General features: G+C 68.7%; 27 protein-coding genes and 1 tRNA gene. 13 read left to right on the top strand and 15 right to left on the bottom strand.

Annotated elements, in window-relative coordinates; genetic code table 11:
- Nucleotides 1–17 precede the first annotated feature (17 nt).
- The 4 genes from P6144_RS11415 to P6144_RS11400 form a co-directional block, all read right to left on the bottom strand.
- Nucleotides 18–404: a MerC domain-containing protein gene (locus P6144_RS11415; RefSeq protein WP_277767882.1), complete on the bottom strand. Its 387-nt coding sequence runs from the start codon at nt 402–404 to the stop codon at nt 18–20.
- Nucleotides 405–473: 69 nt separating this feature from the next.
- Nucleotides 474–1454 carry an alpha/beta hydrolase gene (locus tag P6144_RS11410; RefSeq protein WP_277767881.1) on the bottom strand — a complete coding sequence of 327 codons (981 nt, stop codon included), beginning with the start codon at nt 1452–1454 and terminating at the stop codon, nt 474–476.
- Between the two features lie 176 nt (nt 1455–1630).
- Nucleotides 1631–2308 (bottom strand): alpha/beta hydrolase, encoded by a 678-nt coding sequence (locus P6144_RS11405; RefSeq protein WP_277767880.1) that lies wholly within the window; start codon nt 2306–2308, stop codon nt 1631–1633.
- A gap of 109 nt (nt 2309–2417) precedes the next feature.
- Nucleotides 2418–2882: a lysozyme gene (locus P6144_RS11400; protein WP_277767879.1), complete on the bottom strand. Its 465-nt coding sequence runs from the start codon at nt 2880–2882 to the stop codon at nt 2418–2420.
- A gap of 94 nt (nt 2883–2976) precedes the next feature.
- On the opposite strand from P6144_RS11400, the gene P6144_RS11395 reads away from it, so the two are divergent.
- The 6 genes from P6144_RS11395 (at nt 2977) to P6144_RS11370 (ending at nt 6877) form a co-directional block, all read left to right on the top strand.
- On the top strand, nt 2977–3711 hold the full coding sequence (locus tag P6144_RS11395) for a TlyA family RNA methyltransferase (RefSeq protein ID WP_277767878.1): 735 nt from the start codon (nt 2977–2979) through the stop codon (nt 3709–3711).
- Nucleotides 3712–3805: 94 nt separating this feature from the next.
- Complete coding sequence (locus P6144_RS11390) at nt 3806–4363, top strand: TspO/MBR family protein (RefSeq protein WP_277767877.1); 558 nt, start codon at nt 3806–3808, stop codon at nt 4361–4363.
- A gap of 19 nt (nt 4364–4382) precedes the next feature.
- Nucleotides 4383–4694, top strand: coding sequence for an accessory factor UbiK family protein (locus P6144_RS11385; RefSeq protein ID WP_277767876.1), 312 nt, complete (start codon nt 4383–4385; stop codon nt 4692–4694).
- A gap of 106 nt (nt 4695–4800) precedes the next feature.
- The gene (locus P6144_RS11380) at nt 4801–5301 is read left to right on the top strand and encodes a YbjN domain-containing protein (protein ID WP_277767875.1); all 501 of its coding nucleotides are present in this window, start codon (nt 4801–4803) and stop codon (nt 5299–5301) included.
- Between the two features lie 5 nt (nt 5302–5306).
- A complete protein-coding gene (locus tag P6144_RS11375) occupies nt 5307–6095 on the top strand; it encodes a pyrroline-5-carboxylate reductase dimerization domain-containing protein (RefSeq protein WP_347275765.1) in 789 nt (262 codons plus the stop codon).
- A gap of 173 nt (nt 6096–6268) precedes the next feature.
- Entirely contained in the window at nt 6269–6877 is a 609-nt protein-coding gene (locus P6144_RS11370; RefSeq protein ID WP_277767874.1) for a hemerythrin domain-containing protein, read from the top strand.
- A gap of 112 nt (nt 6878–6989) precedes the next feature.
- On the opposite strand, the gene P6144_RS11365 is transcribed toward P6144_RS11370, so the two are convergent.
- On the bottom strand, nt 6990–7622 hold the full coding sequence (locus P6144_RS11365) for a TetR family transcriptional regulator (protein ID WP_277767873.1): 633 nt from the start codon (nt 7620–7622) through the stop codon (nt 6990–6992).
- 97 nt (nt 7623–7719) lie between these two features.
- On the opposite strand from P6144_RS11365, the gene P6144_RS11360 reads away from it, so the two are divergent.
- Entirely contained in the window at nt 7720–8382 is a 663-nt protein-coding gene (locus P6144_RS11360) for an O-methyltransferase (RefSeq protein WP_277767872.1), read from the top strand.
- A gap of 155 nt (nt 8383–8537) precedes the next feature.
- Here the strand turns inward: P6144_RS11360 and P6144_RS11355 are convergent, their stop codons facing one another.
- Nucleotides 8538–9023 (bottom strand): MarR family transcriptional regulator, encoded by a 486-nt coding sequence (locus P6144_RS11355; protein WP_277767871.1) that lies wholly within the window; start codon nt 9021–9023, stop codon nt 8538–8540.
- A gap of 68 nt (nt 9024–9091) precedes the next feature.
- Between P6144_RS11355 and P6144_RS11350 the strand changes: the two genes are divergently transcribed.
- Together P6144_RS11350 and P6144_RS11345 are read left to right on the top strand one after the other, a co-directional pair.
- Nucleotides 9092–10189: a branched-chain amino acid aminotransferase gene (locus P6144_RS11350; protein ID WP_277767961.1), complete on the top strand. Its 1098-nt coding sequence runs from the start codon at nt 9092–9094 to the stop codon at nt 10187–10189.
- Between the two features lie 23 nt (nt 10190–10212).
- A tRNA-Gln gene (locus P6144_RS11345) sits at nt 10213–10287 on the top strand.
- A gap of 97 nt (nt 10288–10384) precedes the next feature.
- On the opposite strand, the gene P6144_RS11340 is transcribed toward P6144_RS11345, so the two are convergent.
- The 7 genes from P6144_RS11340 to P6144_RS11310 form a co-directional block, all read right to left on the bottom strand.
- Nucleotides 10385–11818, bottom strand: coding sequence for an efflux transporter outer membrane subunit (locus tag P6144_RS11340; RefSeq protein WP_277767870.1), 1434 nt, complete (start codon nt 11816–11818; stop codon nt 10385–10387).
- Nucleotides 11811–12716: an efflux RND transporter periplasmic adaptor subunit gene (locus P6144_RS11335; RefSeq protein WP_277767869.1), complete on the bottom strand. Its 906-nt coding sequence runs from the start codon at nt 12714–12716 to the stop codon at nt 11811–11813. The genes P6144_RS11340 and P6144_RS11335 overlap by 8 nt, the downstream gene beginning before the upstream one ends.
- Entirely contained in the window at nt 12713–12928 is a 216-nt protein-coding gene (locus tag P6144_RS11330; protein WP_277767868.1) for a DUF1656 domain-containing protein, read from the bottom strand. Before P6144_RS11330 ends, P6144_RS11335 begins: the two co-directional genes overlap by 4 nt.
- Nucleotides 12925–14970 (bottom strand): FUSC family protein, encoded by a 2046-nt coding sequence (locus P6144_RS11325; protein ID WP_277767867.1) that lies wholly within the window; start codon nt 14968–14970, stop codon nt 12925–12927. Before P6144_RS11325 ends, P6144_RS11330 begins: the two co-directional genes overlap by 4 nt.
- 3 nt (nt 14971–14973) lie before the next feature.
- Entirely contained in the window at nt 14974–15417 is a 444-nt protein-coding gene (locus P6144_RS11320) for a MarR family transcriptional regulator (protein ID WP_277767866.1), read from the bottom strand.
- A 132-nt stretch (nt 15418–15549) separates the two neighbouring features.
- Complete coding sequence (locus tag P6144_RS11315; RefSeq protein WP_277767865.1) at nt 15550–16434, bottom strand: hypothetical protein; 885 nt, start codon at nt 16432–16434, stop codon at nt 15550–15552.
- A gap of 76 nt (nt 16435–16510) precedes the next feature.
- The gene (locus P6144_RS11310; RefSeq protein WP_277767864.1) at nt 16511–17701 is read right to left on the bottom strand and encodes a S8 family serine peptidase; all 1191 of its coding nucleotides are present in this window, start codon (nt 17699–17701) and stop codon (nt 16511–16513) included.
- A gap of 122 nt (nt 17702–17823) precedes the next feature.
- On the opposite strand from P6144_RS11310, the gene P6144_RS11305 reads away from it, so the two are divergent.
- From P6144_RS11305 to P6144_RS11295, 3 genes are all read left to right on the top strand, one after another.
- The gene (locus P6144_RS11305) at nt 17824–18309 is read left to right on the top strand and encodes a sigma-70 family RNA polymerase sigma factor (RefSeq protein ID WP_277767863.1); all 486 of its coding nucleotides are present in this window, start codon (nt 17824–17826) and stop codon (nt 18307–18309) included.
- Nucleotides 18306–19004: an anti-sigma factor gene (locus P6144_RS11300; protein ID WP_277767862.1), complete on the top strand. Its 699-nt coding sequence runs from the start codon at nt 18306–18308 to the stop codon at nt 19002–19004. Before P6144_RS11305 ends, P6144_RS11300 begins: the two co-directional genes overlap by 4 nt.
- Before the next feature lie 147 nt (nt 19005–19151).
- Nucleotides 19152–21626: a sulfite reductase flavoprotein subunit alpha gene (locus P6144_RS11295; protein ID WP_277767861.1), complete on the top strand. Its 2475-nt coding sequence runs from the start codon at nt 19152–19154 to the stop codon at nt 21624–21626.
- Between the two features lie 47 nt (nt 21627–21673).
- Here P6144_RS11295 and P6144_RS11290 read toward each other — a convergent pair whose 3' ends face one another.
- Together P6144_RS11290 and P6144_RS11285 are read right to left on the bottom strand one after the other, a co-directional pair.
- Nucleotides 21674–23044, bottom strand: a complete 1371-nt coding sequence (locus tag P6144_RS11290) for a hypothetical protein (RefSeq protein WP_277767860.1) — start codon at nt 23042–23044, stop codon at nt 21674–21676.
- A 76-nt stretch (nt 23045–23120) separates the two neighbouring features.
- Nucleotides 23121–23933: an SMP-30/gluconolactonase/LRE family protein gene (locus P6144_RS11285; protein ID WP_277767859.1), complete on the bottom strand. Its 813-nt coding sequence runs from the start codon at nt 23931–23933 to the stop codon at nt 23121–23123.
- A 118-nt stretch (nt 23934–24051) separates the two neighbouring features.
- Here P6144_RS11285 and P6144_RS11280 point away from each other — a divergent pair, with 118 nt between their 5' ends.
- Nucleotides 24052–26901 (top strand): hypothetical protein, encoded by a 2850-nt coding sequence (locus P6144_RS11280; protein ID WP_277767858.1) that lies wholly within the window; start codon nt 24052–24054, stop codon nt 26899–26901.
- The last annotated feature ends 91 nt before the right edge of the window (nt 26902–26992 follow it).

Below are 26992 nucleotides of genomic sequence, written 5' to 3'. Positions count from 1 at the left end.
GGGCCGCGCGGCAAGATTCAGTAGGTCGCCCGACGGTTCAGATCATGGCCGAGCGCGACCAGGCTCACGCCCACCAGCGTCCAGAAGATCTCGAAATCGCCATGCGGCAGCGAGAGCGCGCCGGCCATGATGCCCAGGCCGAAGGCGCCGACGATCGCCGGGGCCATATAGCCGTGGCTCATCACGCCGCGGGTCAGCGCGAAGCCGCCCATACCGATCGCCAGGACCAGGCCGACCTCGTGGATCGCCGGGTTGAGCAGGCTGCCGGCCGAGGAGATGACGGTGAGCAGGACGGTGGTCGTGATGCAGTGGACCAGGCACAGGCCACTGATCCCCATCGCAATGCGATCGAGACGCGTATCGATACCGGCCCAGAAACGGGCTAGCGGGAGACTCACCGACATGAGCGGCAATATAGGGCAAGCCGGTTAAAGATACAACATAACATCCGCTGCATTTCGGTGCGGATGCGATCAGCCGAGCAGGCCGTGCCCCCTGGCCCAGGCGAGGAACAGCTCGGGCCAGGCATGCGCCGGCTTGCCCTGGGTGAGCCGGCCCCAGCCAAAGCCATGGCCGCCGACCTCGAACAGATGCGTCTCCACCGGCACCTTGGCTGCCTTGAGCGCGGCGCGGAGCGCGAGCGTGTTCTGGACGGGTACCGTCGCATCGTCCTCGGCATGGCAGAGGAAGCAGGGCGGGGTATGCGGGCCGACCTGGCGCTCGGGCGAATGCTCGGCGGCGGTGGCGGCATCGGCGTCCTTGCCGATCAGCTGGGTGCGCGACCCCATATGGGCGAAGGCCGGGTCCATCGAGACGACCGGATAGATCGGTGCCGCGAGCATCGGCCGGGGGTCGAGCGCGTCGGCGGCGTCCACCGGCGCATAGACCTTGCGATCGAAGCGCGTAGCGAGGTCGGCGCAGAGATGCCCGCCTGCAGAGAAGCCCATCGCGCCGACGCGGGCCGGGTCGACCTGCCATTTGGCGGCCTGGTGCCGGATCAGCCGCATCGCGCGCTGCGCATCGGCAAGCGCGACGTTGCTCGCGTCCTTCCACGGGTCGCCAGGCAGGCGGTAGAACAGCACGAAGGCAGTGATCCCGCGTTCGGCGAGCCAGGTGCCCAGCTCATAGCCCTCCTTGTCGACCACGACGCGGGCATAGCCGCCGCCGGGGGTGATCAGCATCGCCGCGCCGTTCGGCTTCTTCGCGCGGAACACGTCGAGCCGCGGCGTGAGGATATGGTCCATCGCGCGATCGGGGAAGGCGGGATCGGGATTGCGGACCACGACATGGTCCCGGAAATTCGGATCGAGCAGCCCGGGCGCGTCGCCCGGCCAGAGCGGGAAGCTCGCATCGGGCTTGGCGGGGCCGGCAGGCGGCGCAGCGGCTGCCCGGGCGGCGAGGGGAAGCAGCGGGCCGGTCAGGCCGGCGGCGGCGAGCAGGTCTCGGCGATCCATGGCGCGGGTCTAGCGGCGCCGGGCGGCTTGCGGAAGCGAGGATGCCGGAAAAGGCGCGGGTAGGCCGGGTGACGCTCTAGGGTACGCCACCCGGCCACGCCCGCATTTCCTATGTAAGGAATTTACGGGCAGTTACCAGAGCCGTGCGCCGATTGGGGCGGGGCGCACGGCAGAAATCACGCATGCCGACCGAGATAGTGGCGCTGCGCGGCCTCGGTGGCGTTGATCGCCAGCAGCGAACGGGCGTCGGCAGCCGAGCGGACGCGCCCGGTGCGGTCCGATGCGGCGTCGAGCACGCGGTCGAGCAGCGCCTGCCCCTCGTGCCACCAGCCGATGCCGCTGGCGGCGTTGAGATGCCCCTGGGGCCCCGCATCGACGAAGAAGCTGCCCCAGCTCTTGGCCAGCTCGCGGGCGCGATCGAGGCTGATCCACGGATCGTCCTGGCTCGCCACGGTGATCGAGGGGAAGGGCAGCGGCTTCGACGGCACCGGCGCGAAGCCGGCCAGTTCGGGCTTCACTTCCGGCCGGTCGACATCGGCCGGGGCGACGAGCAGAGCACCCGCCACCGGCCAGCCGAACGGCTGCGGCGAAAGCGCGGCCCACCAGGCGACGGCGAGACAGCCCAGGCTGTGCGCGGCGAGCACCACCGGTGCCTGCGCGCCGCGGATCGCCTGGTCCAGCCGCGTCACCCAGGCGTTGCGATGCGGCGTGTTCCACATGCCCAGCTCCACCCGGCTGGTGTCGGGGCGGGAATCCTCCCACAAAGTCTGCCAGTGCGAAGGGCCCGAGCCGCCCAGCCCGGGAACGGTGAGGACGATCGGCGAATGGTCGTCGAGGGGAGAGAAGATGCTCATCACTTTGCGCTCCAGGGGAGGGCAGGCCGGAGCGTCGAATTTATTCCCATCTTTTTAGTAGGCAATGGGGATTGCGCCGGGCCGAAGGCCGGCTGCGGCAGCCCGTTTCTCAGCCCCTGGCGTAGAGCGCCTGCTCCGCCGCGCGGCGCTTCTGCAGGCCGGGAAGCACCTTGCCTGCGGCCCGGTCCCACAGCGGGAACTGCGCGGCGGCGCCGGCATAGTTGCCGGCCTTGTGGAGCCGCAGCAGCGTGCTGCCCTCCAGATTGGCGATGCCCAGATTATAGGCGAAGTCGACCATCGCATCGAACTGGTTCTGGCTGGTCGGCGCGTCGCCGATCGCGGTGGAGACCTGCGCGGCGAAGCTGGTCACGTCCTGCTCGAGCCGGGCATCGCACTGCGCCTGGGTCCATACCAGCCCGGGATTGATTCCCGGCCCGGTCGAGCCCCAGCCGATCGTCCAGGGCGCCCCGCCGGTGCCGGGATCGGGATAGGCGGCGAAGCTGCCGTCGGGCTGCTTCCTTGCGCAGCCTTCGAACTGCTGGACGAGCGCGATGCAATTCTGGCTCGGCGTCATGGCCATTCTCCCCCCGTTTCACCTGTTCTGCACCAGCGTGGGTTCCAAGGCGCGCGGCTTTGCAACCGAAGCGGATCGACCCTAAGGGAGCGGCATGCCCAAGCAGCGCGCTGATCAGATGCTCGTGGACCGCGGTCTCGCCGAAAGCCGCACCCGCGCCCAGGCGCTGATCATGGCGGGCCTCGTCTTCGCCGGCGACCGCAAGGTCGAGAAGCCGGGCCAGCAACTGCCCGAGGAAACACAGCTCGACGTGAAGGGGCGCGATCATCCCTGGGTCTCGCGCGGCGGGATCAAGCTGGCGCATGCGCTCGAACATTTCGGCTGGGACGTGACCGGCGTGGTGGCCATCGACGTCGGCTCCTCGACCGGCGGCTTCACCGACGTGCTGCTGAGCAACGGCGCCGCGCGCGTCTATGCGGTGGACAGCGGCACCAACCAGCTCGCCTGGAAGCTGCGCCAGGATCTGCGGGTGATCGTCCATGAGCAGACCAGCGCCCGCATCCTGACCGAGGCGCATATCCCGGAGCCGGTCGACATGATCGTCTGCGACGCCAGCTTCATCGGCCTCGCCAAGGTGCTCGAGGTGCCGTTCCGCTTCGCGAAGCCCGGTGCGCGGCTGGCGGCGCTGATCAAGCCGCAGTTCGAGGCCGGGCGCGACGAAGTGGGCAAGGGCGGGGTGGTGCGCGATGCCGCAGTGCACGAACGCGTCTGCCGCGAAGTCGCCGAATGGGTCGCCGCGCAGGGCTGGAGCGTGCACGGCATCACCACCAGCCCGATCACCGGGCCCGAGGGCAATGTCGAATTCCTGATCGGGGCGACGCGCGGCTGATACGGAAGCTGTGGACACCCCATATGGCAGAGCTTGCGTTTCGGCGCGCTGCAACATAGCCCTTTCGCCCAAGGAATTTCGGAGGTCGTGGGTAGTGAGGGAAATCGCATCGAAGGGGCAGCTGAGGCTCGCCTATCTGCGATGGGCCGTGGTGACGGTGCCGTTCATCCTGCTGCTCGGCTTCACTTCCGCGCGCCTGGCCCCGTCGGGCAATGCCAATCCCTGGTTCGCCCGGCTGGTGAAGCCCGAGATCATGCCCCAGGAATGGGTGTTCCCCGCGGCGTGGAGCGTGCTCTACGTGCTGATGGGCCTGGCGCTGGCGATGATCATCAACGCGCGCGGATCGACATTGCGCGGCCCCGCGCTCGTCGTCTTCGCGGTGCAGATGGTGGTCAACCTGGTCTGGTCGCCGGTGTTCTTCGGCATGCACCAGGTGGTGCCGGCGCTGGCGATCATCGGCGCGCTGTTCGTGCTGGCGCTGATCACCTTCATCCTGTTCGCCCGCATCCGCACCTTCGCGGCGGTGCTGCTGATCCCCTATCTGGCCTGGATCGGCTTTGCCGGCTATCTTCTCTATCAGATCCACCAGCTCAATCCGAACGCGGGAAGCCTTGTATCCGCGCGTCCGGCTGACGAAATACAGATCAAGTGATCGCGTAAGGAAACTCGAAATGCAGACCGACAACCGCCTGTTCGACGATTTCGTGAAGCTCGTGAACGGCGCGGCTGGCACGCTGGCCGGCGTCGCCCGCGAAACCGAGAGCGCCGCGCGCGAGCGCGCCCGCGAATGGATCGGCGGCGTCGACTTCGTCAGCCGCGAGGAATTCGAGGCCGTGAAGGCGATGGCGGTGGCCGCGCGCGACGAGAATGACGCGCTCAAGGCGCGCCTCGCCGCGCTCGAGGCACAGCTGGGCGGAGCGGCCAGGCCGGCAGCTGCCCCCAAGGCACCGAAATCGCCTAAAAAGCCGGCAGGGCAAGCATAAACACCTTGTCCACAGGTTTTGCGCAGGGTTGCGAACCCCGCGCTTGTGCGGGCCCGATGCGGTTGGCAGATTCTGGCCAAGCAATCCGGCCCCAGTGGAGAAACTGATGCTCGACGAAGCGGAATTCGACCGCGACGACGCAGCCCCTATCGACATGCTCGAAAGCTATTTCGCTGCGCATGGCTGGACCCACAGCCGTGACGACGACGAGATCGTGGCAAAGGTCAAGGGAAGCTGGACCGAGTACGAGCTGCGCGCGATCTGGCGTGAGGACGACGGCGTTCTCCAGTTCCTGGCGTTCCCCGATATCCGCGTCGCCGACGAGCGCCGCATGGCGGTCTATGAGACGATTGGGCTGGTCAACGAGCAGCTGTGGATCGGCCATTTCGAGCTCTGGTCGCAGAGCGGCATCCTGCTGTTCCGCCACGCCGCGCTGATCGACGGCGAGGAGCCGACGCTGAGCCTGGCCCAGGCCGAGCTGCTGGTGGAAAGCGCGATCGACGAGTGCGAGCGCTTCTACCCCGTCTTCCAGTTCGTGCTGTGGGGCGGCAAGACCCCGCAGGACGCAATGGCCTCGGCGCTGATCGAAACGCAGGGCGAAGCGTGAAGCCGATCCCACCGGCCAGCATCTGGCTGGTCGGCTGCGGCAACATGGCGGGCGCGATGCTCCGCCGCTGGATCGATGCGGGGACGATCGATCCCCGCGAGGTCTTCGTCGTCAACCGCCAGGATCGCGAACTTCCCGACGGCGTGCGCCAGGGCCGCGAATTCCCCGAAGGTCCGCTGCCTGACGCCGTGATGCTCGGCATGAAGCCGCAGCAGCTCGATCTGATCGCGCAGGCGCATGGCGCCCGCATCGCCGGGGTGAAGCTGCTTATCTCGATCCTCGCCGGGGTCGAAACCGCCACGCTCGCGTCGCGGTTCGAGGCGGAGATGATCGTCCGCGCCATGCCCAACCTGCCGGTCGCGATCGGCAAGGGCGTGGTCGCGCTGCACGGGCCGCACAGCTATCCGGCCGAGGCGCTGATGCGCCCGCTCGGCCTGGTCGAGTGGATCGCCGACGAGAAGCTGTTCGACGTGGTCACTGCGCTCGAAGGCTGCGGCCCCGGCTTCGTCTATCGCTTCATCGATGCGCTCGCGGCCGCGGGCTCGGCGCTCGGCCTGCCCGAGGATCAGGCGCAGCGGCTCGCCATCGCCACGGTCGAGGGCTCGGGCCTGCTCGCCGCGGCGGCGGACGTCTCGCCGGCGGTGCTGGCGGATCGGGTGGCCAGCCCGGGCGGCTCGACCCGGAAGGGGCTCGACGTGCTCGATGCGGACGATGCGCTGAAGCAGCTGATGCTTGCCACGCTCACGGCGTCGGCGCGGCGCAACGCCGAAATGGCCGCGGAGGCGCGCGGCTAGCCCTTGCAGGTTCCCCGGCGAAAGCCGGGGCCCAGGGTAACAGAGCGAGACGGCAGAGAAACCCTGGGCCCCGGCTTTCGCCGGGGAACAGAGAAGGTGCGAATGCTTCGTCCCGGAACGCCCGCCGGCCTGTTCCGTTGATGCGCCGACAGCGCAACAATGGAGTCGAGGCCATGACGACCACCACTGCTACCCGCGACAGCAAGGGCCGCTTCACCGGATCGAAGCGGACGAGCACCACCCATAATCTCGGCGTGATCGCCGGCGCTGCCGCGGGCGGCATGGCGCTGGGCGTGCTGGCGCTGCTCGGGCGCAAGGCGGCGGTGCAGGCGCCGAGCATGCTCGCCGGCAATTGGGACGAGGCGCTCGCTACCGAGCATGAAGCGGTGCGCAAGGTGTTCGACCAGATCGAAGCGACCGACGAGCGCTCCACGACGAAGCGCAACCTGCTGCTCGCGCATCTCAAGCATGCGCTGATGAAGCATGCGGTGGAGGAGGAGAATGTCATCTATCCGGCGCTGCGCGAGGCCGGCCAGCGCGAGAGCGCCGACGAGCTCACCAAGGAGCACGGCTATGTGAAGCAATATCTCTACGAACTGGAGAACATGCCCACCGCCTCGCCCGACTGGATCGCCAAGCTCCGCGAGTTCCGCGCCGCGATCGAGGAGCATATGGCCGAGGAGGAAATGCGCCTCTTCCCGATGCTCCGCGAACGGCTGAGCGACGAGAAGAACAAGGCGCTGACGCTGACGATGAACAAGGAAGGGTTCAAGGTGGCGTGAGGTGCATCAAACCCCTCACCTTCAGGGGAGGGGCAAGGGGTGGGGGAGGTCTCGCCGAGACCGGCACCGGCGGATAGGCCCCACCCCAACCCCTCCCCTGAAGGGGAGGGGCCTATTTCTTTCCCAATCTCTCCAGATACGCACACAGCATATCCGCCACCGCTTCCGAATACGCCACAATCTCCTCCGCCTCGCGCGGCTTCTCGGAGAAGTTGCTGCCCACTTCGCGCAACGTGGTCTTGATCAGGTCGCCGGCCAGCATCCGCTTCGCTTCGTCCACGCTGGGCAAGGCCTCGGCTAGGAATGCCCGGAAGATTCCCGCGCTTTCGCCCTTGGCTTCCACTGCCTCGGGCGCGTCGCGATAGAGTGGGGCGGCGTCGCTCAGCGCGGTGCGCACCGCGGCTTCCTCGCATTCGGACTGGATGAAGGCGTAAACCAGGCGGCGCAGCCGGGCGAGGGGCGGGGTGGCGCGGTCTTCCAGGATGCCGCGCAGCAGCGCCGAGGTGCGCCGCCATTCGTCGCTCTGCAGGCGGAACAGGATCGCCGCCTTGTTGGGGAAATATTGGTAGAGCGAGCCGACGCTCACCCCGGCGCGCTCGGCGACGCGGGCGGTGGTGAAACGCTGCGCGCCTTCCTTCATCAAAACCTGAACAGCGGCGTCGAGCACCGCCTCGACGAGCTGCTGTGCGCGGGCCTGTTTGGGGCTTTTCCGCGAGGCGACGCGGGTGGTTCGGCGATCGGTCATGCAGGCATCCGGCCAATGCGAATAGTCAAAGCTGACGAATTAGTCGTATTTTCCGGGACGGCAGGCAAGCCCCTGCCTCCACATGGAGAAACCCAAAATGACGACGCTTTCGAGCGCTCCCGTGGCGCCCCTGCTCGCGCGCCTGTTCGCCGAGGTCGATGCCAATCCGCCGGCACAGAGCCCGGCCTTTGCAGGCACCACCGCCGAAGACCACCGCGCGATGATGATGAGCAAGACCGACTATCGCAGCTTCTATGCGCGGCTCGCCGAGTTCGCACTGCCGGTCTCGCCCGAGGTCGGCAAGCTGCTCTACATGCTGGTGCGCGCCACCAAAGCGCGCTCGATCGTCGAGTTCGGCACGTCGTTCGGCCTGTCGACGCTCCATCTGGCGGCGGGCCTGCGCGACAATGGCGGCGGCCGGCTGATCACCAGCGAGTTCGAGCCTGCCAAGCTCAGCAAGGCCAAGGCGAACCTGGCCGAAGGCGGCCTGGCCGACCTGGTCGAGTTCCGCGAGGGCGATGCGCTGGAGACGCTGGCACGCGACCTGCCCGAGCATATCGACCTGCTGCTGCTCGATGGCGCCAAGGCGCTCTATTCGGACATTCTCGACCGGGTGGAGAGCCGGTTGCGCCCCGGCGCGATCCTGATCGCCGACAATGCCGATTACTGCCCGGAATATCTGGAGCGGGTGGGCGATGTCGCGAATGGGTACATGTCGATGCCGTTCACCGATGAGGTGGAGCTGTCGATTCGGCTCTGACGGACGTTGAGTCCCACCCGCGTTTCTAAACCCCGTCACCCCGGCCTTGTGCCGGGGTCCACCGGGAGGCGAGCAATGGGGCAGGAGGCTCTTCGGTTTAAACAAGAGGCTTGGTGGACCCCGGCACAAGGCCGGGGTGACGAATTAAGGGGAGCCTACCGCCCCAGCGCCGCCACCACCTGCTTCTCGCTCTCGGGCACCAGCCCCTCGAGCACCGCCCAGAAGCCGCCCACCGCGCCCTGGCCGGCGCTCGAATAGGCATTGGCCATCTTCTCGCGCAGCGCGTCGAACAGCTCGCCTTCGAGCTTGGCGCCGGCGGGGGTGAGGCGGAGCAGGCGCTGGCGCCGGTCCTTCTCGCCGGTGCGCGTCTCGACGAAGCCGCGATCGCCCAGTTCGGTCAGCACGCGGCCGAGCGATTGCTTGGTGATCGAGAGGATCGCCAGCAGCTCGCTCACCGTCAGGTCGGGCTTGCGCGCGATGAAGTAGAGCGCGCGGTGATGGGCGCGGCCCAGCCCCTGTTCGGCCAGCCCGGCATCGATCGAGCGGGTCAGATGCGCATACCCGAAATAGAGCAATTCGACTCCGCGCCGGATCTCGGGCTCGCGCAGGAATAGTGGGGAGGCAGGAATTGGGGCAGCCATGTTGACGCATTCTGCCACCGCGCCTAACCCGCTGCAAGCCAGTCAAGGCTAGAGTCGGGAAGAGTATGATGGACGACACCACGATCCTGGATTTCGAGTTCGAAGCGCACACCAATCCGGTCAGCGACACCGATCGCGCCGCGCTCCTCGCCAATCCGGGCTTCGGCAAGGTGTTCACCGACCATATGGTAGTGATCAAATATTCGGTCGAGAAAGGCTGGCACGACGCCAAGGTCCAGCCGCGCGGGCCGATCCAGGTCGATCCCGCGATGGCCGTGCTCCACTATGCGCAGGAGATCTTCGAGGGGCTCAAGGCCTATCGCACCCCCGATGGCAGCGTCACTTTGTTCCGCGCCGACGAGAATGCCCGTCGTTTCCGCGAATCCGCCGAGCGCATGGCGATGGCGCCGCTGCCCGACGAGCTGTTCCTCCAGTCGATCCGCGAGCTGGTGAAGGTCGACGAGAAGTGGATCCCGGAGATCGAGGGCGGCTCGCTCTACCTGCGCCCCTTCATGTTCGCCAGCGAGGTGTTCCTGGGCGTGAAGCCGGCCAGCGAATATCTCTATATGGTGATCGCCTCGCCGGCGGGCGCCTATTTCAAGGGCGGTGCGCCGTCGGTCACGCTCTGGGTCTCGGAGCATTACACGCGCGCGGCGCCGGGCGGCACGGGCGCTGCCAAGTGCGGCGGCAACTATGCCGCAAGCCTGATCGCGCAGAAGGAAGCGATCGGCCAGGGCTGCGACCAGGTGGTGTTCCTCGATGCGGTCGAGAACCGCTATGTCGAGGAGCTGGGCGGCATGAACGTGATGTTCGTGATGGACGACGGCTCGATCATCACGCCGCCGCTGGGCGGCACGATCCTGCCCGGAATCACCCGCGATTCGCTGCTCACGCTGGCGCGCGACCAAGGGATCACGGTGCGCGAGGAGCGCTATTCGATCGATCAGTGGAAGGCCGATGCCGAGAGCGGCAAGCTGCGCGAGGCGTTCGCCTGCGGCACGGCGGCGGTGCTCACGCCGATCGGCAAGGTGCGCGGCAACGGCTATGAGTTCATGATCGGCAATGGCGGTCCGGGCATCGTGACGGAGAAGCTCCGCGCCGAGCTCGGCGGCATCCAGCGCGGCACGGCGGAAGACCCGCACGGCTGGGTTGAACGGCTGATCTAAGCCCGTATAAGCGCCCGCTCTGCTGGGGCGTCGCCAAGTGGTAAGGCAACGGTTTTTGGTACCGTCATTCGCAGGTTCGAATCCTGCCGCCCCAGCCAGCCGGATCTTCGGATTCGGCTTTAAGATACTGAATCCGATAGCAACGCCGTAGGCCGCTAGCCGGCCTGCGCCCTGCCTCGGATGTCGCCCGTGCGGTCATTTCCCGCCGGTGGTGGCGCCTTCGGACTGCTCCCACCCGCCGCCAAGGCTGAGGAAAATCGCAAGCTGGTCGTCGAGCAGCTGCGCGCGTGCCGCTGCGCTGGAGACTTCGGCGCTCGCATAGCTGCGCTGCGCGTCGAGCAGCGACAGGAAATCGCCGCGACCGAAGCGAAACAGCTTGCCGGCCTGCGCTGCGGATAGCGCGGCGCTGCCGCTGGCCTTGGCCAGCGCATCGGCCTTTTGCGCATCGCGGCGATAGGTCTCCAGCGCCGTCTCGGTCTGGCGCAGCGCCTCGAGCACGCTGCCGTCGAATGCGGCAATATCGGCCTGCACCTGCGCATCGGCCTGGGCGATCCGTGCCTTGACCACCGGCCGGTTGGGGAAGGACCAGCTGAGCAGCGGCCCCAGGCTGAACCCGAAGGCAGTGCCGCCGCCGATGTCCTTGAGCGGCCCCGACAGCCCCAGCGAGCCGCCGATGCTGACCTGCGGATACAGCGCGGCAGTGGCGACTCCGATGCGCGCGGTATCGCCGGCGATCAGGCGCTCTGCCTGGCGGATATCGGGCCGGCGCCGGATCAGCGCTGCGCCGTCGCCGGTCGGCAAGGGCGTGCGCAGGGCGGGCAGGGCAGCGCAGTCGGCGACTTCACGGGGATAGTCCGCGGGCGGCTTTCCGAGCAGGGTGGCGAGCAGGTAGAGCGCCGATTGGCGCTGGCCCTCGAAGGCGGGCAGCGCCGCCTCGCTGGTCTGGACCGCCAGCTGCGCCCGGCTGACATCGAAGGCGGTGCCGCGACCGCCACGGAACAAACGCTGCGTGGCGATCAGCGTGTCGCGCTGGAGCGCGACCACCTTGCGGTTGACGCCAAGCAGGTAGTTGGCGGCGCATACTTGGCCATAGGCTCGCGCGGTTGCGGCGGCGACGCTCACGCGGACATAGTCGCGCGCGGCCTCGACCGCCTGCACATCGGCCTGGCCCGCCTCGATTGCACGGCGAAGCCGGCCGTTGAGATCGATCGGGTAGGCTGCGCTGATTCCGAAATCATAGGCGACACTGCCCGGCAGGGGCGTGCCGGTGGCGGAGGGGCGGGAAAGCGTCGCGCCGCCGCTGATGCTGGTGGTGATGTCGCGCCCCGCATCGGCTTCGCGCAGCACTGCTTCAGCCCGCACGAGGTTGGCCTGGGCGACCCGCAGATCGGTATTGGCGGACAGCGCCTGCTCGATCAGCCCGTCAAGCTGCGGGTCCTGGTAGAGCCGCCACCAGTGATCGGGCAGCGGCGCGGCGCCGTCGACCCCGGGGCCGGTGGCCGACAGGAAGGGGCCGGTGGCGGCAGGCGCCGTGGCGGCCGAGGTTTCGGGCGGATGATAGTCCGGCCCGGCAGTGGCGCAGCCGGCAAGGACCAGCGCGATCAGCGATGCGGCGAGGGGCTTATGCATGGCTGCAGGCCACCGGCTGCTTGCCATCGGTGCTGGCAGGCTGGATCGTAACCGTCGCCGTGCGCCCGGCGATCAGCCGCATGTCCGCCGGCACCTTGTCGAGCCGCACGCGCACCGGGATGCGCTGGGCGAGGCGCACCCAGGAAAAGGTGGGCTGGACGGTCGGCAGCAGGTTGCCGCTGTCGCTGCGGGTGGAATCGTTGATGCCATAGGCGACGCTGTCGACATGGCCGGTCAGGTCGGTGCTCTCGCCCATCAGCCGCACCTGCACCGGCGCACCGATGCAGACCAGCGCGAGCTTGGTCTCCTCGAAATAGCCTTCGATCCGCAGGCTGTCGCGGTCGACCAGCGCCATCGCCTGCTTGCCCGCTGCGACATAGTCGCCCGGATGCAGGTCGAGATTGGTGACGACGCCGTTGACCGAGGCATGGATGCGGGTGCGCTTGAGGTCGAGCGCTGCGGCATCACGGGCGCTGATCGCCTGGGCGAGTGCGGCCTGGGCTGTCGAGACGGCAGCCCCATCCTGTTCGCGCGTCTCGGCGGCGACCAGGTCGCCCAGCGCAAAGTCGCGCCGGGCGGTGCGCCGGGCCTGGCTCAGCGTGGCGCGTGCGCTGGTGACCTTGGCGTTGGCCTGCTCCAGCGCCAGTGCATAGCGGGGGGTGTCGATGACGAAGAGCAGGTCGCCAGCCTTGACCGGCTGGTTGTCGTGCACCGCGACCGAGGTGACCAGCCCGCCGATATCGGGCGTCACCCGGACGACATCGGCGCGCACCCGCCCGTCACGCGTCCAGGGGCTGCGCTCATAATGGTTCCACATCCATATCGCCACGGCGATCGCGGCGGCGACGATGACGAGGGTTGCAGCGCTGCGCGCAAGCGGGAGGGCGAGGTTCTTCATAGACGCAATCCAAACAGCGGGACGAGACAGGCGAGCAGGCCGAGGCTCAGCACGAACAGGCTGAGGTCGACGAGCGCGCGATAGGCGACGAATCGGTAGAGCCCGAAGGCGCCGATCAACCGGGTGAGTACGAAGCTCAGCGCGAGTGCGCCGAGCGCGAGGACGAACAGCGTCGGCAGATAGACGCCGTCGAGCGAGACTTCGCCGGTCATGCGGCCCTCCGGTAGCTGGCTGCTTCAGGGAAAAGGTTGCGGCGCAGGCTGACGAGGCCGAGCGTGCCCTCTCGGCGGAAGTCGGGCCGCGGATAGTCCGCCATCGCGGCGATGGCAGTGTCGATCTGCGCGAGCAGGGCAGGATCGGACGGAGGCGGCCTGTCGGGGTCGAGGCTGCGATAATAGTCGGCGACGCCGGCGAGCACGCTGGTCAGGGCGGTGCCATGGCCGGCGGGCAGATCGAGGCGGAGCTGGCGCAGCTCGCCGATCGCGACGCCGGTGCGCAGGTCGCGCAGCGCGTCGTAGAGCGGGCGGCCGCTGTCCTCGCCGATCGCCGCCAGGCGCGGGGCAAGCAATCCGATCCGGTCGAGCATCCGGTTGATCCAGCCGCGCATGTCGGGCGCGCGCATCAGATTGGCGCGCTGGGCGATGTCGGCCCAGCCGGCGCGGATCGTCCGGCGGATCGCATGGTGCGCGCCGGCAGCCTGCATCAGCGCCGTCATCACGATCGCGAACCAGGTGCCGACCAGCTGGGCGATCGAGCCATTAACGTAGCTGGCGAAATCGCTGCTGTAGCTGGCGGCGAGCAGCGCCGGGCTGCCCATGCCCATCATCGCCGGCAGCGCGATACCGCCATAGCGCGGCGAGGACATCAACGCACCGCCGACCAGCAGCACCGGCGCCAGGGCGAAGGCGAGCATCCAGAAGCCGTCGAGCATCGGCAGGATCGCGAAACCGTAAATCGCGCCGAGCCCGGTGGCGATCAGCGTGCCGATCATGAAGGCCTTGAGCGGCGCCAGCGCATTGTCGAAGGCACAGAACAGCGCGAGGAACACGCCGGCCAGCATCACTGCGGTAGAGCCGTCGGCCCAGCCGCTGCCGATCCACAAGGCGCATCCGAGGAGGATCGTGATGAACGCGCCGAACGCGCCGCGCGCCGCGCCGGCATAGTCGCGGTGCAGCTCGCGGTTGCGGCGGCCGCCGAGCAGCTCGGCGACGCGCGGGGTCACGGGCTGGCGGCTATGGGTGATCAACTGCTCGCGCAGGTCGCGGCAGTCGCGGTGCACGGCGATGAGCGCGGCGAGCCGGGCGAGCAGGCTCAGACGCAACATGTCGGTCCAGCTGCTTTCGGGGCCGGCTTCGGGCTCGAGAGCCGCGCATCGTGCGATCAGCGCCTCGGCGCTTGCGTTGCGTTCGGCCCGGTCGGTTTCCGGCGCCGCCAGCCAGGCGCGGGCATCGTCGATCAGCGCGGTGACCTCGGGCGAGACGCTGCCGCCGGCGCTCTGATAGGTCTCCAGCCGGTCCTGCACTGCCGCGCCGAGCGGCAACAGCATCGAGAGCTGGTCCTGCAGTGCCCGCACGGTGCGGACGCGCGGGGCCAGGCGCGAGGGATCGAAGGGCAGGTGGATCGAGAGCTGGTGCAGCTCGGTCACGTCGAGCGCCAGCCGGCGGCGCTCGGCTTCGAGTTCGGGAACCGGCTCGGGGGCGATCGCGTCGCGCGACCAGCGTTCGGCATCCCCCAGGATTGCGTCGACCCGCGACAGCAGCAGCCGGGTGATCGATCCCGGCATCACCACGCCGTGGATCAGGCTGCTACACAGGATGCCGATGCCGATCTCCTGCACGCGCAGGATCGCTACGGTGAAGATATCGCCCGGCGCGTCGACGCTCGGCAGCGCGATGATGCAGGCGCTGTAGCCGGCGAGCACGAACATGTACGCGCGCGGAGTGCGGTCGAGCAGCGAGACGAACACGCACAGCGCCAGCCAGCTCGCAATCGCAAGCGTGAGCAGCTCAGGCGCATTGACCAGGGGCGGCACCATCGCCACCGCGGCGGCGCCGCCGATAAAGGTGCCGACCAGCCGGAACAGCGCCTTGGAGATCACTGCGCCGGCCAGCGGCTGGGCGACGATGAACGAAGTGAGGAAGGCCCAATAGGGTCGCTCAAGCCCGATGCTCAGCGAGATATACAGCGCGAGCATCGCCGCGATGTAGCATTTGACCGCGAACAGCGCGGTGGGGACGCCGAACTTCTGGCCCATGGCTCAGCCCCGGCGCTCCGCGATCCGCTCGCCGAGCAGCTCGAGCAGGCGGAGCATCGTCGCGATCTCTTCTTCGGGCACGCCGTCGAACAATTCGCGCCGTAGCTGGGCGAAGCGGCTCTCGATCTTGTCGACCAGCGCGGCGCCCGCCTCGGTCAGGACCAGCCGGTTCGAGCGCTTGTCCTCGGGATTGGGCACGCGTTCCACCAATGCGGCCTGCTCGAGCTGGTTGAGCACGGCGACGGTGGAGGGGCCGGTGATCCCGATCTCCTGCGCCAGATCGGTCTGTCGGGCCTCGGGGCCGAGGCGGTGGAGGTGAATCAGGCACCAGCCCATCGAATTGGATACACGGAACTCGGCCAGCGCGGCGTCCGCAAGCTGGCGCCAGCCCCTGCTCACCTGGGGCATGGTGCGGGCGACGTCGCGACGGAGATTGGCTCGAGTCATTTTAGTTAGATAGCTAACTAACAAAATGAGTCAAGCCTGCTTCCCAAACATACGACGCGCCTGGCCGGGGGGAGGCCAGGCGCGTCGCGGGTTCGGGCGATCCTGCTGTCCGATCGGATGGCCCGGAGCCCTCTAGTCGGCCGCCTTCTTCACTTCGCCCTGGCCCATGGCGGAGACCAGGGCGTTGCCCGAGCCGCTGAAGTTCGCAGCGGGCAGAGTGGCCGTCTTGTCCTTCACCTTCACCAGCACCTGCTGGACGACGCCGCGCGAAGTCGAGCGGACGGACTGGACCGTGCCGATCAGCTTGCCCTTGGCATCGGTGACCGGCATGCCGGCCGAGACCGGGAAGGCGGCATCGCCATTGGCCGCGGCCGAGCCGGCCGGCGCCAGCGTGCCGCCGCCGAGCGAGCCGGCGCCGTTTGCGGTGCCCGAGGCCGTGCCGGCGACATCCGCTGCCGGAACGGCGTTGCGGGCACGCGAGGCCGTGTTGCCCGCGGCGTTGCGTGCCCGGCCGACCGTGTTGCCGGCAGCTTCGCGGGTGGTGCTCACGGCGCTGCTGGTGCGGTCGCGCAGGCCCGATGCGGTCTCGCGCGTCCGGCTGACGGCGCTCCCCGCAGTGCTGCGCACCGCATCGGTGCCGACCAGCTGCGCGTCCACGCTGCCGCTGGTGCTGCCCGAGGCCGAGCCGCTGCCGCCGATCGTCCGGTTGCCGGCGCGGGTGGTGTTGGCGATCGTCGAATCGAACGAGCTGTCGTTCGACGCCTTCACACGACCCTTGCGAGTATCGACGCTGCGCTCGGTATTGGTCGAGCCGCGCAACGTGCTGGTGGTATCGGTGGTGGTGGGCAGGCGGCGCATCGAGCCGTCGAGCGAGCCCATGCCCGAGCCGCCAAGGCCGCCGAGCGAACCGCCCAGGCCGCCGCCGAGTCCGCCGCCACCGCCGAGGATCTGCGCCGAAGCCGGCGTGGCCGCCAGGGCGAGGGCGAGCAGGGCGCTGGTGCCGAGAAACTTGATCATCTCCATTCTCCCTTCAAGGTCACTGACCTGAGGAGAACGGTGGCCGGTTGGCGTTTAATCCCGGCCGTGCGGAAAATTATTTCGCCGGGGTTCGGCAGGGCTCGCACAGCACGCCGCGGCCATAGCTGCGATCCGGCCCGCGCGATCCGGCGTCGCGTGCTTCGCGGTCGACCCGTGCGATCGCCGCGCCGATGCTCGCGGGCGCCGGCGCGGGATAGAAGCGCGCGATCACCGCCGCGACGAAGGGCGCGGCGAACGACGTGCCGCGCACGCGCATCGTGCGGCCGCTCCCCGCCATTGCCAGCATGTCTGCGCCGGGGGCGGCATAGTCGAGATGCGCAGCGCGCCCGGCCTCGATCAGCGCACGCCCGCGCCCGTCGATGCCGGTCACGGCGATCACGCCGGGATAGGATGCGGGATAGGCGGGCGGTGCCGCCGGCCCATTGTTGCCCACCGCGGCGACGATCACGACGCCGCGCGCCTGCGCCGCCGCTATCACGCGGGCGAGCAGCGGGTTGGCGGGGCCGGTCAGGCTGATCGTCACCACGCTCACCCGGTTCTGCACCATCCAGCCGATCGCCTTGGCGATTGCGGTGGCGTTGCCGCCGGCGGGATCGGCGCCATAGACGTCGGCGGAGGCGATCCGCGCACCGGGCAGGCCGCCACGCACCGCACCCGCGCCGGCGATCAGCGAAGCGACCGCGGTGCCGTGATCATTGGCGCGCGGCGCGCCGGTCGCGAAGCCGGCGGACAGGCTGGCGCCCGATACGCCGCCGTCGATCACGCCGACCAGCACGCCACTGCCCTGCGCAACGGGGGCAGGCGCGGCGGGCACGCTGCCGCTCTGGGCATGGAGCTGGTCCGCGGTCACCTCGCGTGCGCCCAGCCGGCGCAGCTCGCGGATCGCCTGCTTCAGCGAGCGGCCGCGCGGTGCCTCGAGCCGGGCGAAGCCGACCCCCAGCACGTCCTGGCGTTCGATCAGGCGATAGCCCTTCGCCGCCGCCGCGCCGAGCAGCGCGTCGCTGGGATCGTCGACCACCACTTCGCCTGCGCGCGCGGGAAAGCCTTCGGGATCGAGCGCGATGCGATCGGGGTTCTGGCGAACCAGCGTCGTCACCGCGGCCCGCCGTGCATCCTCGAGCTGGCGTGCGACATTGCCGGCGAGCGTCTCCGCCCGGTCGCCGACAGTCTCCAGCACGCTGGTTGCCCGGCCCGGCAGCGCCGGCAGCTGGGGCAGCAGCTGTGCCCGGGCCGGGGATGCCAGCATCAGGGCCAGGAGCCCGGAAAGCCATAGGCTGCGCATAAGAGCGCCTGTCTTGCACATTTTCGCGGTCATGTGGATTAAACGGTGCACGCCATCCGTTTCATCCTCAGCAAGGGAATTAGGGCTTGGCGGCTTTTGAGGACGAATTGCTGACGCTGCTGCCGCGCCTGCGGCGCTTTGCCCGGGCGCTGGCCCGGGATGCGGCCGATGCAGATGATCTGTGCCAGGTGGCGCTGGAAAAGGCGCTGCGGTCGCGCGCGTCCTGGCAGCCCGGCACCAGAATGGACAGTTGGATGTACCGGATCATGCGAAACAGCTGGATCGATACCGCCCGCAGCCGGTCGCGCGCTGCGCAGACCTTCGTCGATGCGGAGGCCGGGCTGGGCGTCGGGGCCGAGGGCGGTGCCGAAGCGCGGCTGATCCTCGGCGACATCGATGCGGCGATGCAGGCGCTGCCCGACGAGCAGCGCGAGGCGGTGGCGCTCGTGCTGGTCGAAGGGCTTGCCTATAAGGAAGCCGCCGATGTCCTCGAGATTCCGATCGGCACGCTGACCTCGCGCCTCGTGCGCGGGCGCCAGGCGCTGATGACCCGGCTGGGAGAAGCCGCATGAGCATCGATCCCGAAATGCTGATGGCCTATGCCGATGGCGAGCTCGGCCCGATCGAGGCCAAGCGCGTCGAGCGCGCGATCGCCGACGATCCGGCGCTGGGCGAGCAGGTCGCGCAGCACCGCGCGCTGCGCGCCGCGCTGCGGGAACGTTTCGCGCCGGTCGCCGAGGAGCCGGTTCCCGATCGGTTGGCTGCGATGCTCGAGCGGAAAGTCGTGGAGCTGCCGCGACCCAGGCGGAGAACCGTGCTGCCGGGCTGGGCAGGCTGGGGCGGGGCCGTCGCAGCGTCGCTCGCGCTCGGCGTCGCGCTGGGCCTCGGGCTAGGCACGGGTCCCGGCGACCAGGGCTATGTGCGCACCCAGGACGGGCGGCTCTATGCCTCGGGCCCGCTCGCCAGCGCGCTCGATACCAGGCTTGCTGCCGATGCCGGCAGCATCCGGGCGCCGGTCAGCTTCCGCGACGCGCAGGGCCGCTATTGCCGGGTGTTCGTCTCCGCTGCCGCCGACGGCATTGCCTGCCGGGGCGACAAGGGTTGGGCACTCGACCAGACCCGCCCCGGATCGGCGAGGGACAAGGCCGATTATGCCCAGGCAGGATCGTCCGATCCCGCGCTCATGGCCGCGGCGCAGGACATGATGGCCGGCGATCCGCTCGACGCGGCGGCGGAACAGACAGCCCGGGCGGCGGGCTGGCGCTAGGAGGTTATTGCGATAAACTCGCAACAACGATAGGGCCGGCCGCGCAATCAACATGAGCGGGGCATCGGTGTCGCATCTTCGATTCGGCTGTTTTCTTGTCGCGGGCACAGCCGTCACCACGCTTTCCTGCCGGGCAGTGATCGCCAAATGATCCGCCGCGTCCTGTTCCAGATCCACTGGTTGCTGGGGATCACCGCTGGGCTGGTGCTCGCGCTGGTCGGCGTCACCGGGGCCACCATGGCGTTCGAGGACGAGATCATGGCGGCGCTCAGCCCCGGGATCGTCACGCTCGCTCCCTCCCGGGCGCCCGTGCTCGCGCCTGATGCGCTGGCCGCCGCGATCACGCAGCAACGGCCCGATCTCGGCATCCGCCAGCTCGTCATCAACCGCGATCCGGGCCTGGCCGCCGAAGTGACTTTCCTGCCCGAAAAGGGCGTCCGCCGCGGCGAGCATCAGTTCGTCGATCCGCGCACCGGCATCCTGCTCGGGCCAGCCAAGGGCGAGGCGTTCTTCGCCACGGTGATGGACCTACATCGCTGGCTGGCGCTGCCCGGCTCGGGCAATGGCTGGGGCCGCCAGATCACCGGCTTCGCTGCCTTCGCCCTGATCTTCTTCGCGCTGTCCGGCCTCTATCTGCGCTGGCCGCGCCGCGCGCTCGACTGGCGCTCCTGGTTCGTGCTCGATCTGCGCAAGACCGGGCGCAATCTCTATCGCACCCTCCACGCCACGATCGGCACCTGGCTGGCGATCCTCTATCTGTTCAGCGCGACGACCGGCCTCACCTGGTCCTATGCCTGGTACAAGCAGGGCGCAGTCTATCTGCTCACCGGCAAGGCCGGCGGCGCGGGCGAGGGCAGGCGCGAGCCGGCCAAGGACGCGCCGCCCGTCAATCTCGCTGCGGCCTGGGCGCAGCTGCTGCGAAGCGATGGCAGCCGCTATCAGAGGGTCACGATCAACCTGCCCCAGGGCAAGGGGCCGGTCGCGATGCGTATCCTGCCGAAGGGCGCGCGCTTCGACCGGATGACCGACGAGCTGCGCTTCGACGCGACGACCGGCGCGCTGGTCAAGGCTGAGCGCTATGCCGAGCGCGGCACCGGCGCGACGCTCGCCGCCAATTTCTACGCGCTGCATACCGGCTCGTTCTTCGGCACGTTCGGCCGGATCATGCTGATGCTCAGCGCCGGCACGATGCCGCTGTTCACCGTGACCGGCCTGCTGCTCTATTTCGCGCGCCGACGCGCCAAGCGGGCGCTCCAGGCCGTGGCGGCGGCGGATGTGCCGGCTATCGATGCGGGCGGCAGCGACATGCTCGTCATCCACGCCTCGCAGACGGGCAATGCCGAACGGATCGCGCGGATGAGCGCCGCAGCATTCCCCGGCGCGTCCGTCCGGGCGCTTGGCAGTCTCGATCCCGAGGAGCTTCGCCGCGCCGCACGCGCGCTGTTCGTCGTTGCGACCTATGGCCAGGGCGATGCGCCCGATCGCGCCCGCGCTTTCGAAAGCCGCGCCATGGCCGCGCCGGTCGATCTCGCGCAGCTCGATTATGCGGTGCTGGCGCTGGGCGATCACGAATATGAGGATTTCTGCGCCTTCGGCTACCGCGTCGATGCCTGGCTCCATGCCGGCGGTGCGAAGCGGCTGTTCGACCTGGTCGAGATGGACGGCGACGATGCCGATGCCGAGCGGCATTGGCAGCAGCAGCTCGCGGCGATCTCGGGCCATGCGATCGAGCCCGACTGGCGCCCGGCCGCCTATGCCCGCTGGACGCTGACCGGGCGCGAGCAGGTCAATCCCGGCAGCCCCGGCGAGCCCGTCTATCGGGTCACGCTTGCTCCTGAGGAGCCTGCCGACTGGGCGCCCGGTGCCATCGCAGAAGTGATGCCGCGCCACGATCCCGCCCGGATCGCCCGGTGGCTCGAAGCCGCCGGGCGCGGCGAGGATGCAGAATTGCGCGCGGCGCTGGCCGACAAGATATTGCCCGAAGCCCCGCCCGCCGATCTTGCCGCGCTGCGGCCGCTCGCCCATCGCGACTATTCGGTCGCCTCGATCGCTGCGTCGGGCCAGGTCGATTTGCTGGTCCGCCTGGCGCGCGCCGAGGATGGCGGGCCGGGCATCGGCTCGGGCTATCTCTGCACGGTGGCGGCAATCGGAGAGACGGTTTCGATCCGGCTGCGCGACAATCCCGGCTTCGCAGCGCCCGAGGATCGCCGGGTGCCGCTGGTACTGATCGGCAACGGCACCGGCATCGCCGGGCTGATGGGCCATCTGCGCGATCGTGCCCGGGAGGGTGGCGCACCGGCCTGGCTGCTCTTCGGCGAGCGCAGCCGCGCGCATGACCGGCCGTTCGTCGGGGAACTGGATGCGCTGGTGGAGGCGGGGACGCTCGCGCGCCTCGATCTCGCCTTTTCGCGCGAGCCGGATTGCGGCCGCTATGTCCAGCATCTCGTCGCCGAGGCGGCGGACGACATCCAGGCCTGGGCCGATCGCGGCGCCGCCTTCTATGTCTGTGGCAGCCTCGCCGGGATGGCCAGCGGGGTCGATGCGGCGCTGCGCGAAGTGCTGGGCGATGCCCGTGTCGAGGCCATGCTCGCCGACGGGCTCTATCGGCGCGACATCTATTGAGGGCAGAGGCACCGCGCCGCGTTGGGCACGGTGCCTCTGTCGCCGGATCAATCGGGGTTGGTCGGGCCGGGAACGTCGGCCGAATAGTTGCTCACCACGATCCGCTTGCGCGCGATCTGGGTGTGCCCGGACGCGACCGAGACGCGATAGAAGAGATAGCTCTTCCCATTGCTGTAGAGCCGGTCGAAGTTCGAATCCCCATAATCCCCCCCATCCAGGTCGATCGCGACGGGATAATTGGCCTGATCGGTGGTGGAGGTCAGCAGGTTCTGCGGCGTGCTCCAGGTGAGCAGGTCGGTCGAGGTGGTGTAGCGCACCGCCGCGCTGCTGCGGAAGAAGGCGATGTAGCGGCGCGACGGCTTGTGCCACACGACGCTGCGCACATAGGTGTTGAAGGTGCCCGGCTGCACCACGGCGCAGGCGCTGTTGGTATTCGAATAGGGATTGCCCATCGTCTGGGTGAAGCCCGGCGTAGTGGTGCTGCCGTTCCATGCCCGCCACGAGCTGCGGTCGGTCGGATCGCCGCTGCGGAACAGGCAGACGCCCTTGGACTGGCCGGAATAGGCCGCGCTGGCATAGGCGAAGATATAGTAATAGCCGTCCGCCGTACCGTCCGGGTTGCGGCCGCGGATGATGTTCGACGGCGCGCCATAGCCGATCCAGCCTGCGGTCGGCGTGCTCGAATGGCCGGGATACTGGACGTGCGGATAGATGGCGCCGTGATCGGGTGCAGTCGCCGATCGCGCGAAGCTCAGATGCGTCGCCGAGGTCGACGAGGTCCAGAGCGGGATCGAAGCGTACCAGCATTGCGGCAGCCCGTCGCTGGTGCCGGCATCGTGGCAGCCGGTCTCCGCGGTGCGCGTGCCGTAATAATCCTCATGGCCATAGGCATAGACCGTCGAACCCTGGAAGAAGACCGCCTGGATCCAGGTCTTCTGGTCGAACTTGGTGGGATCGTTCATCAACGGGTTCGACGCCGCGACATTGCCGGTCATCACCGAAGTGCAGTCGAGCGTCGCGGTCTTGGGCTCTGCGGTGAAGTCGCTGTTGGCGCCGGTCCATTGCCAGCCTGCGGCATTGGGATCGGAAACGGTCAGGTGGACCGTGCCGTTCTGGTCCTTGAAGGCGCGGGCCGGGCTGTCGATGTGCACCTTCTGGGTGCCGCACTTCATCGTGTCGCTGTCGTGGAAGGTCGTCGCGGCATCCTCGGCCAGCGCCAGCACCGGCGCGTCCGGAATCGTTTCGGCGAGCGTAGTCGCCGCGGCGGCGGTCTTGCTCGCTGCGGCCGGTGTTGCGGTAGCGGCGGGCAGGCGCACCTTGGCCTGGGGCAGCGGCGTGCCGCTGGTGGCGGCGAAGGCGATGCCCGCGGCGGACGCGGACAGGACGAGCAGCAGCTTGGTGGGTCTGGATGCCATCATTCTCTCTCCCAATTGCGCCGGGCTGATCGTGCTGGGGTCATGCCCCCGCCTCGGCAATGTCGCTATATAAGTTACATTAAGCGCGCGGGCAATCGGGTTTGATCGGGTGCGCTTCGAGCAGGACGCCGGCGAGCGTGTCGCCTGGCGCGGCGCCGATGGCGGCGCTGGTGACGAAGAGCTTATCGTGATCCGCGCCACCAAAGGCGGGTCGGGTGGGGCGGCGGACAGGCAAGGCCAGCGTTTCACGCGCCGTGCCGTCCGCGGCGAAGCGGCGCAGGCAAGCACCATCCCATAGGGCGATCCACAGATTGCCCTCGCGGTCGATCGCCATGCCGTCGGGCTTGCCGTCCTCGGGATCGAAGCGGGCGAAGCATTGGCGATCGTCCCAGGCCTGGTCGCCATCGGCATCGAGCGCCCAGAGGACCCGCGCCGCGGTGTCGGCGATCACCACGCGGCCGTCCGGCAGGAAGGCAGGGCCGTTGGGCACGAGGATATCGGGCGCGATGCAGGTGATGCCGCCCCCGGGATCGTAGCGGAGCAACTGCCCGGGGCGGCCGGAGCCGTTCTCGGCCATGGTGCCGAACCAGAAGCTGCCATCGGGCGCTACGGCGCCATCATTGCAGCGCATGCCGGGCGGAAGCGCCAGCGGCGCGAGCGGCGCGAGCCTGCCCGAATCGGGATCGACACGCACCACGCCGGCATCGCCGCAGCCGATCAGCCCGCCATCGGCGCACAGGGCGATCGCGGTGACGCGGGCCGCAAGCGCATGGTGCGTTGCCTGGCGCGTCACCGGATCGAAGCCGTGCAGTATCCTGCCCGGGATATCGAGCCAGTGGACGCGCCCGCGTCCCGCATCCCAGATCGGGCTTTCGCCCAGTTGCGCGCGCATTGGGGAAGCGGGTGCGATATGCCAGCGAGACTGCATCACGCTCGAATAGGCGCTTCGGCGATTGACGTATAGCTATTGCAGCAACATAATTGGCCGGCAACCAGAACAGAGAGACAGGATGAGCAGGCTGAAGGGCAAGGCGCGGGTCGCGCGCCGCGGGGCGATGATTGCCATGTTGATGGCGGGGGCGGCCTGGTGCGCGCCGCTGTCTGCGCAGACTGCGCCGCCCGTGGCAGGGCAGGTCGCGCTCGCCGCCGACGGTGCGGTGACGCTGGGCACGGCCGAGATCGCCGCCCGCTTCGAGCCGAGCTTCACGATCATGATGAGCGATGCCGATCCCAGGCTCGGCCCGTCGGTCACCTTCGAGATCCCGCGCAAGGAATGGCGCACGCTGGCGCCCGAGAACACGCCGCTCCCATCGTGGATCGTGCCCGGCACCGGCAAGCGCAGCGACAACATGTTCGATGTCGCCAGGGCCGTGACCGTCCGCGCCAGCGGCGCCACGCGCGTCGGCGGGCGGATCGAATGGCGCTTCCCGGCCAGCGACGATTTCACGCTGGAGGCCTGGCTGGAGCCGGCGGCCAAGGGCGGCGATCCGGTGATCGGCTTCCGCTTCACGCCCAAGCGGGCGGGCTGGTACAGCATCGGCTATACCGGTGCGCCGACTGCGGATGCCGCCGCGGTCGACGACTTGTGGCAGCCACCGATCTGGCAGGAGAAGCGCTTCCCGCGCGGCCCGATCCTCTCCGCCTCGAACCTCACCATGGTGCCGGCGACCACCGTCACCAGCGGCGGCCGCACGATCGGCGTCACCCCCGATCCGGCCGAGCTGCCCTTCGCCATGCCCAATCGCGACAATGCCGGCTTCGGCGTGATGCTGCGCAACCCCGCGGGCCAGGCCCAGCCGATGCTGTTCGCGCCGGTGCTGGGCGGCAAGGGATCGCGGATGGAGGCCGGGCAGGCGTACAGCTTCCGGCTGCGGCCCTTCGTGGTGAAGGGTGGCTGGTACGACGCCTTCCGCCATCTGGCGCGCGACCTCTATCAGGTGGGCGACGCGCACGAGAATCTCGATATCTCGCTCAACCAGACGCTCGACAACATGGTCGATTTCGCGATGAACGATCGCTGGTCGGGCTGGGAGCAGGACCTCAAGGGCTTCAACTACGACAGCGACGTGCCGGGCACGGTGAAGGTCGTCTCGGCGCTGCAGCCGATCGCGGTGGCGCTGATCCGCGACGATGCCGACATCTATCGCCGCCGCGGCCTGCCGATGGCCGAATATCTGCTGTCGCGCGAGAAGTTCCTGTTCACCACCGATCGCAGCATCAAGACCCAGGCACCCTCGGCCAATATGAACGGTCCGGCGGCGGGGCTGTCGGAGTTGGCGGCGCTCGACGAGCTGACCATGGGGCGCAACTATGCATTCCACCGGCTGGCGAACGACGCGATCGACCTGAACAAGACGACCAATCTCGATCGCCCCGATCCCTCGCGCACTTTCTGGAACTACCTCGCGCTCTACCGGATCAACCGCGATCCCAAGCTGCTGGACGAAGCGAAGAAGCTCGCCGACGCCTATATCGCCCGCCGCATCGACACGCCGCAGACCGACATGCGCGACGCGGGGGTGAGCGCGCAATTCTGGTCGGACTGGGGGCCGCACTGGATCGAACTGCTCCAGCTCTGGGAAGAGACGAAGGAGCCGCGCTATCTCGCCGCGGCGCATCGCGGGGCGGAGCGCTATGCTTCCTATACCTGGATCTGGCCGGTGGCGCCCAAGGGTGCGGTGACCGTCGACAAGGGCGGGAAGGTCGCGATCGGGGCGGATGCGCGCGGCTGGGAACAGGCTCCGATGGACAGCCCCGAGCGCAAATTGCCGTCCTGGACGGTGTCGCAGGTCGGGCTGGTGCCGGAGGCGTCGAACACGCTGTCGGGCAATCCCGCGGTGATGCTGGCGATGCACGCGCCGCACTTCCTCGAGATCGCCGCGGCGACCGGCGACACGCTGCTGCACGATTTTGCCCGCAGCGCGGTGATTGGCCGCTATCGCAACTATCCGGGCTACGACATCAATGTCGACTTCACCGGCGTCTATGCCCGCGCCGACTATCCGCTGCGCTCGCTGCCCGAGCTCAGCTACAACAACATCTACTACAACCATGTCTGGCCGCACATCGCGCTGCTCTACGACTATTTGGTCACGGATACCGAGACGCGCTCCAAGGGAATGATCGCCTTCCCCTCGCGCTATTCGAATGGCTATGCCTATCTGAAGACCCGCGTCTATGGCGACCGCACGGGCGTGTTCATGGGCGAGAAGGACGTGCGGCTGTGGATGCCGCGCGCGCTGGTGACGAGCAGCGATCCGCAGCTCAACTATGTCGCCGGGCACGGCAATCGCAGCGTCTATGCCGCCTTCACCAACCAGGCACCGCATGCGGGGCGCGCCGAGATTGCGTTCAGCCAGGATCAGCTGCTGCTCGAGCCCGGCAGAAGCTACCGCGTCGACATCTGGCAGGACGGCAAGAAGCTCGCGCCGGCCATGCTGGTCGATGGCAAGGTCAGCATTCCCGTCTCGCCGCGCGGCCTCACTGCGATCGCGGTGCGCGGGGTGGAGGTCTATACCCGCTTCCAGCCCGAATTCCTCGATCCCGCCACCGCGGCGCTGGGCGACAAGAGCTACCGCGCCGACGAGACTCCGCTCGGCAAGGTAACCGGCATGCTGCTCACGCTCGGGCGCGGGCATCGCAGCGGCTATGTCTGGCTGGCGGCCTCGGAGGCGCAGGCCAAGGCCGCGAAGCTGGAAGTGACGCTGGACGGCAAGCCGCGCACGTTCACCGACACCAGCTATCCTTTCGAATTCGATTTCCCCGTGGCCGACGCGCAGGCCGAGGTGAACTATACGGTGGAGATCACCCGGATGGACGGCACGACGGTGAAGACCGGGCCGCTGGTGCTGGCGCGGTAGGACCTCCTCCGCGCCCTTCACATCCCATCGTCTCCTCCGTCATCCCCGCGACCTCCTCCGTCATCCCCGCGCAGGCGGGGATCCAGGGTGA

The organism is Sphingomonas sp. HITSZ_GF (assembly GCF_029543155.1).
Classification (GTDB): Bacteria; Pseudomonadota; Alphaproteobacteria; order Sphingomonadales; family Sphingomonadaceae; genus Sphingomonas.
The sequence above is the reverse complement of the archived record's forward strand: the minus strand, read 5'-3'. Positions and strand labels throughout refer to the sequence as shown.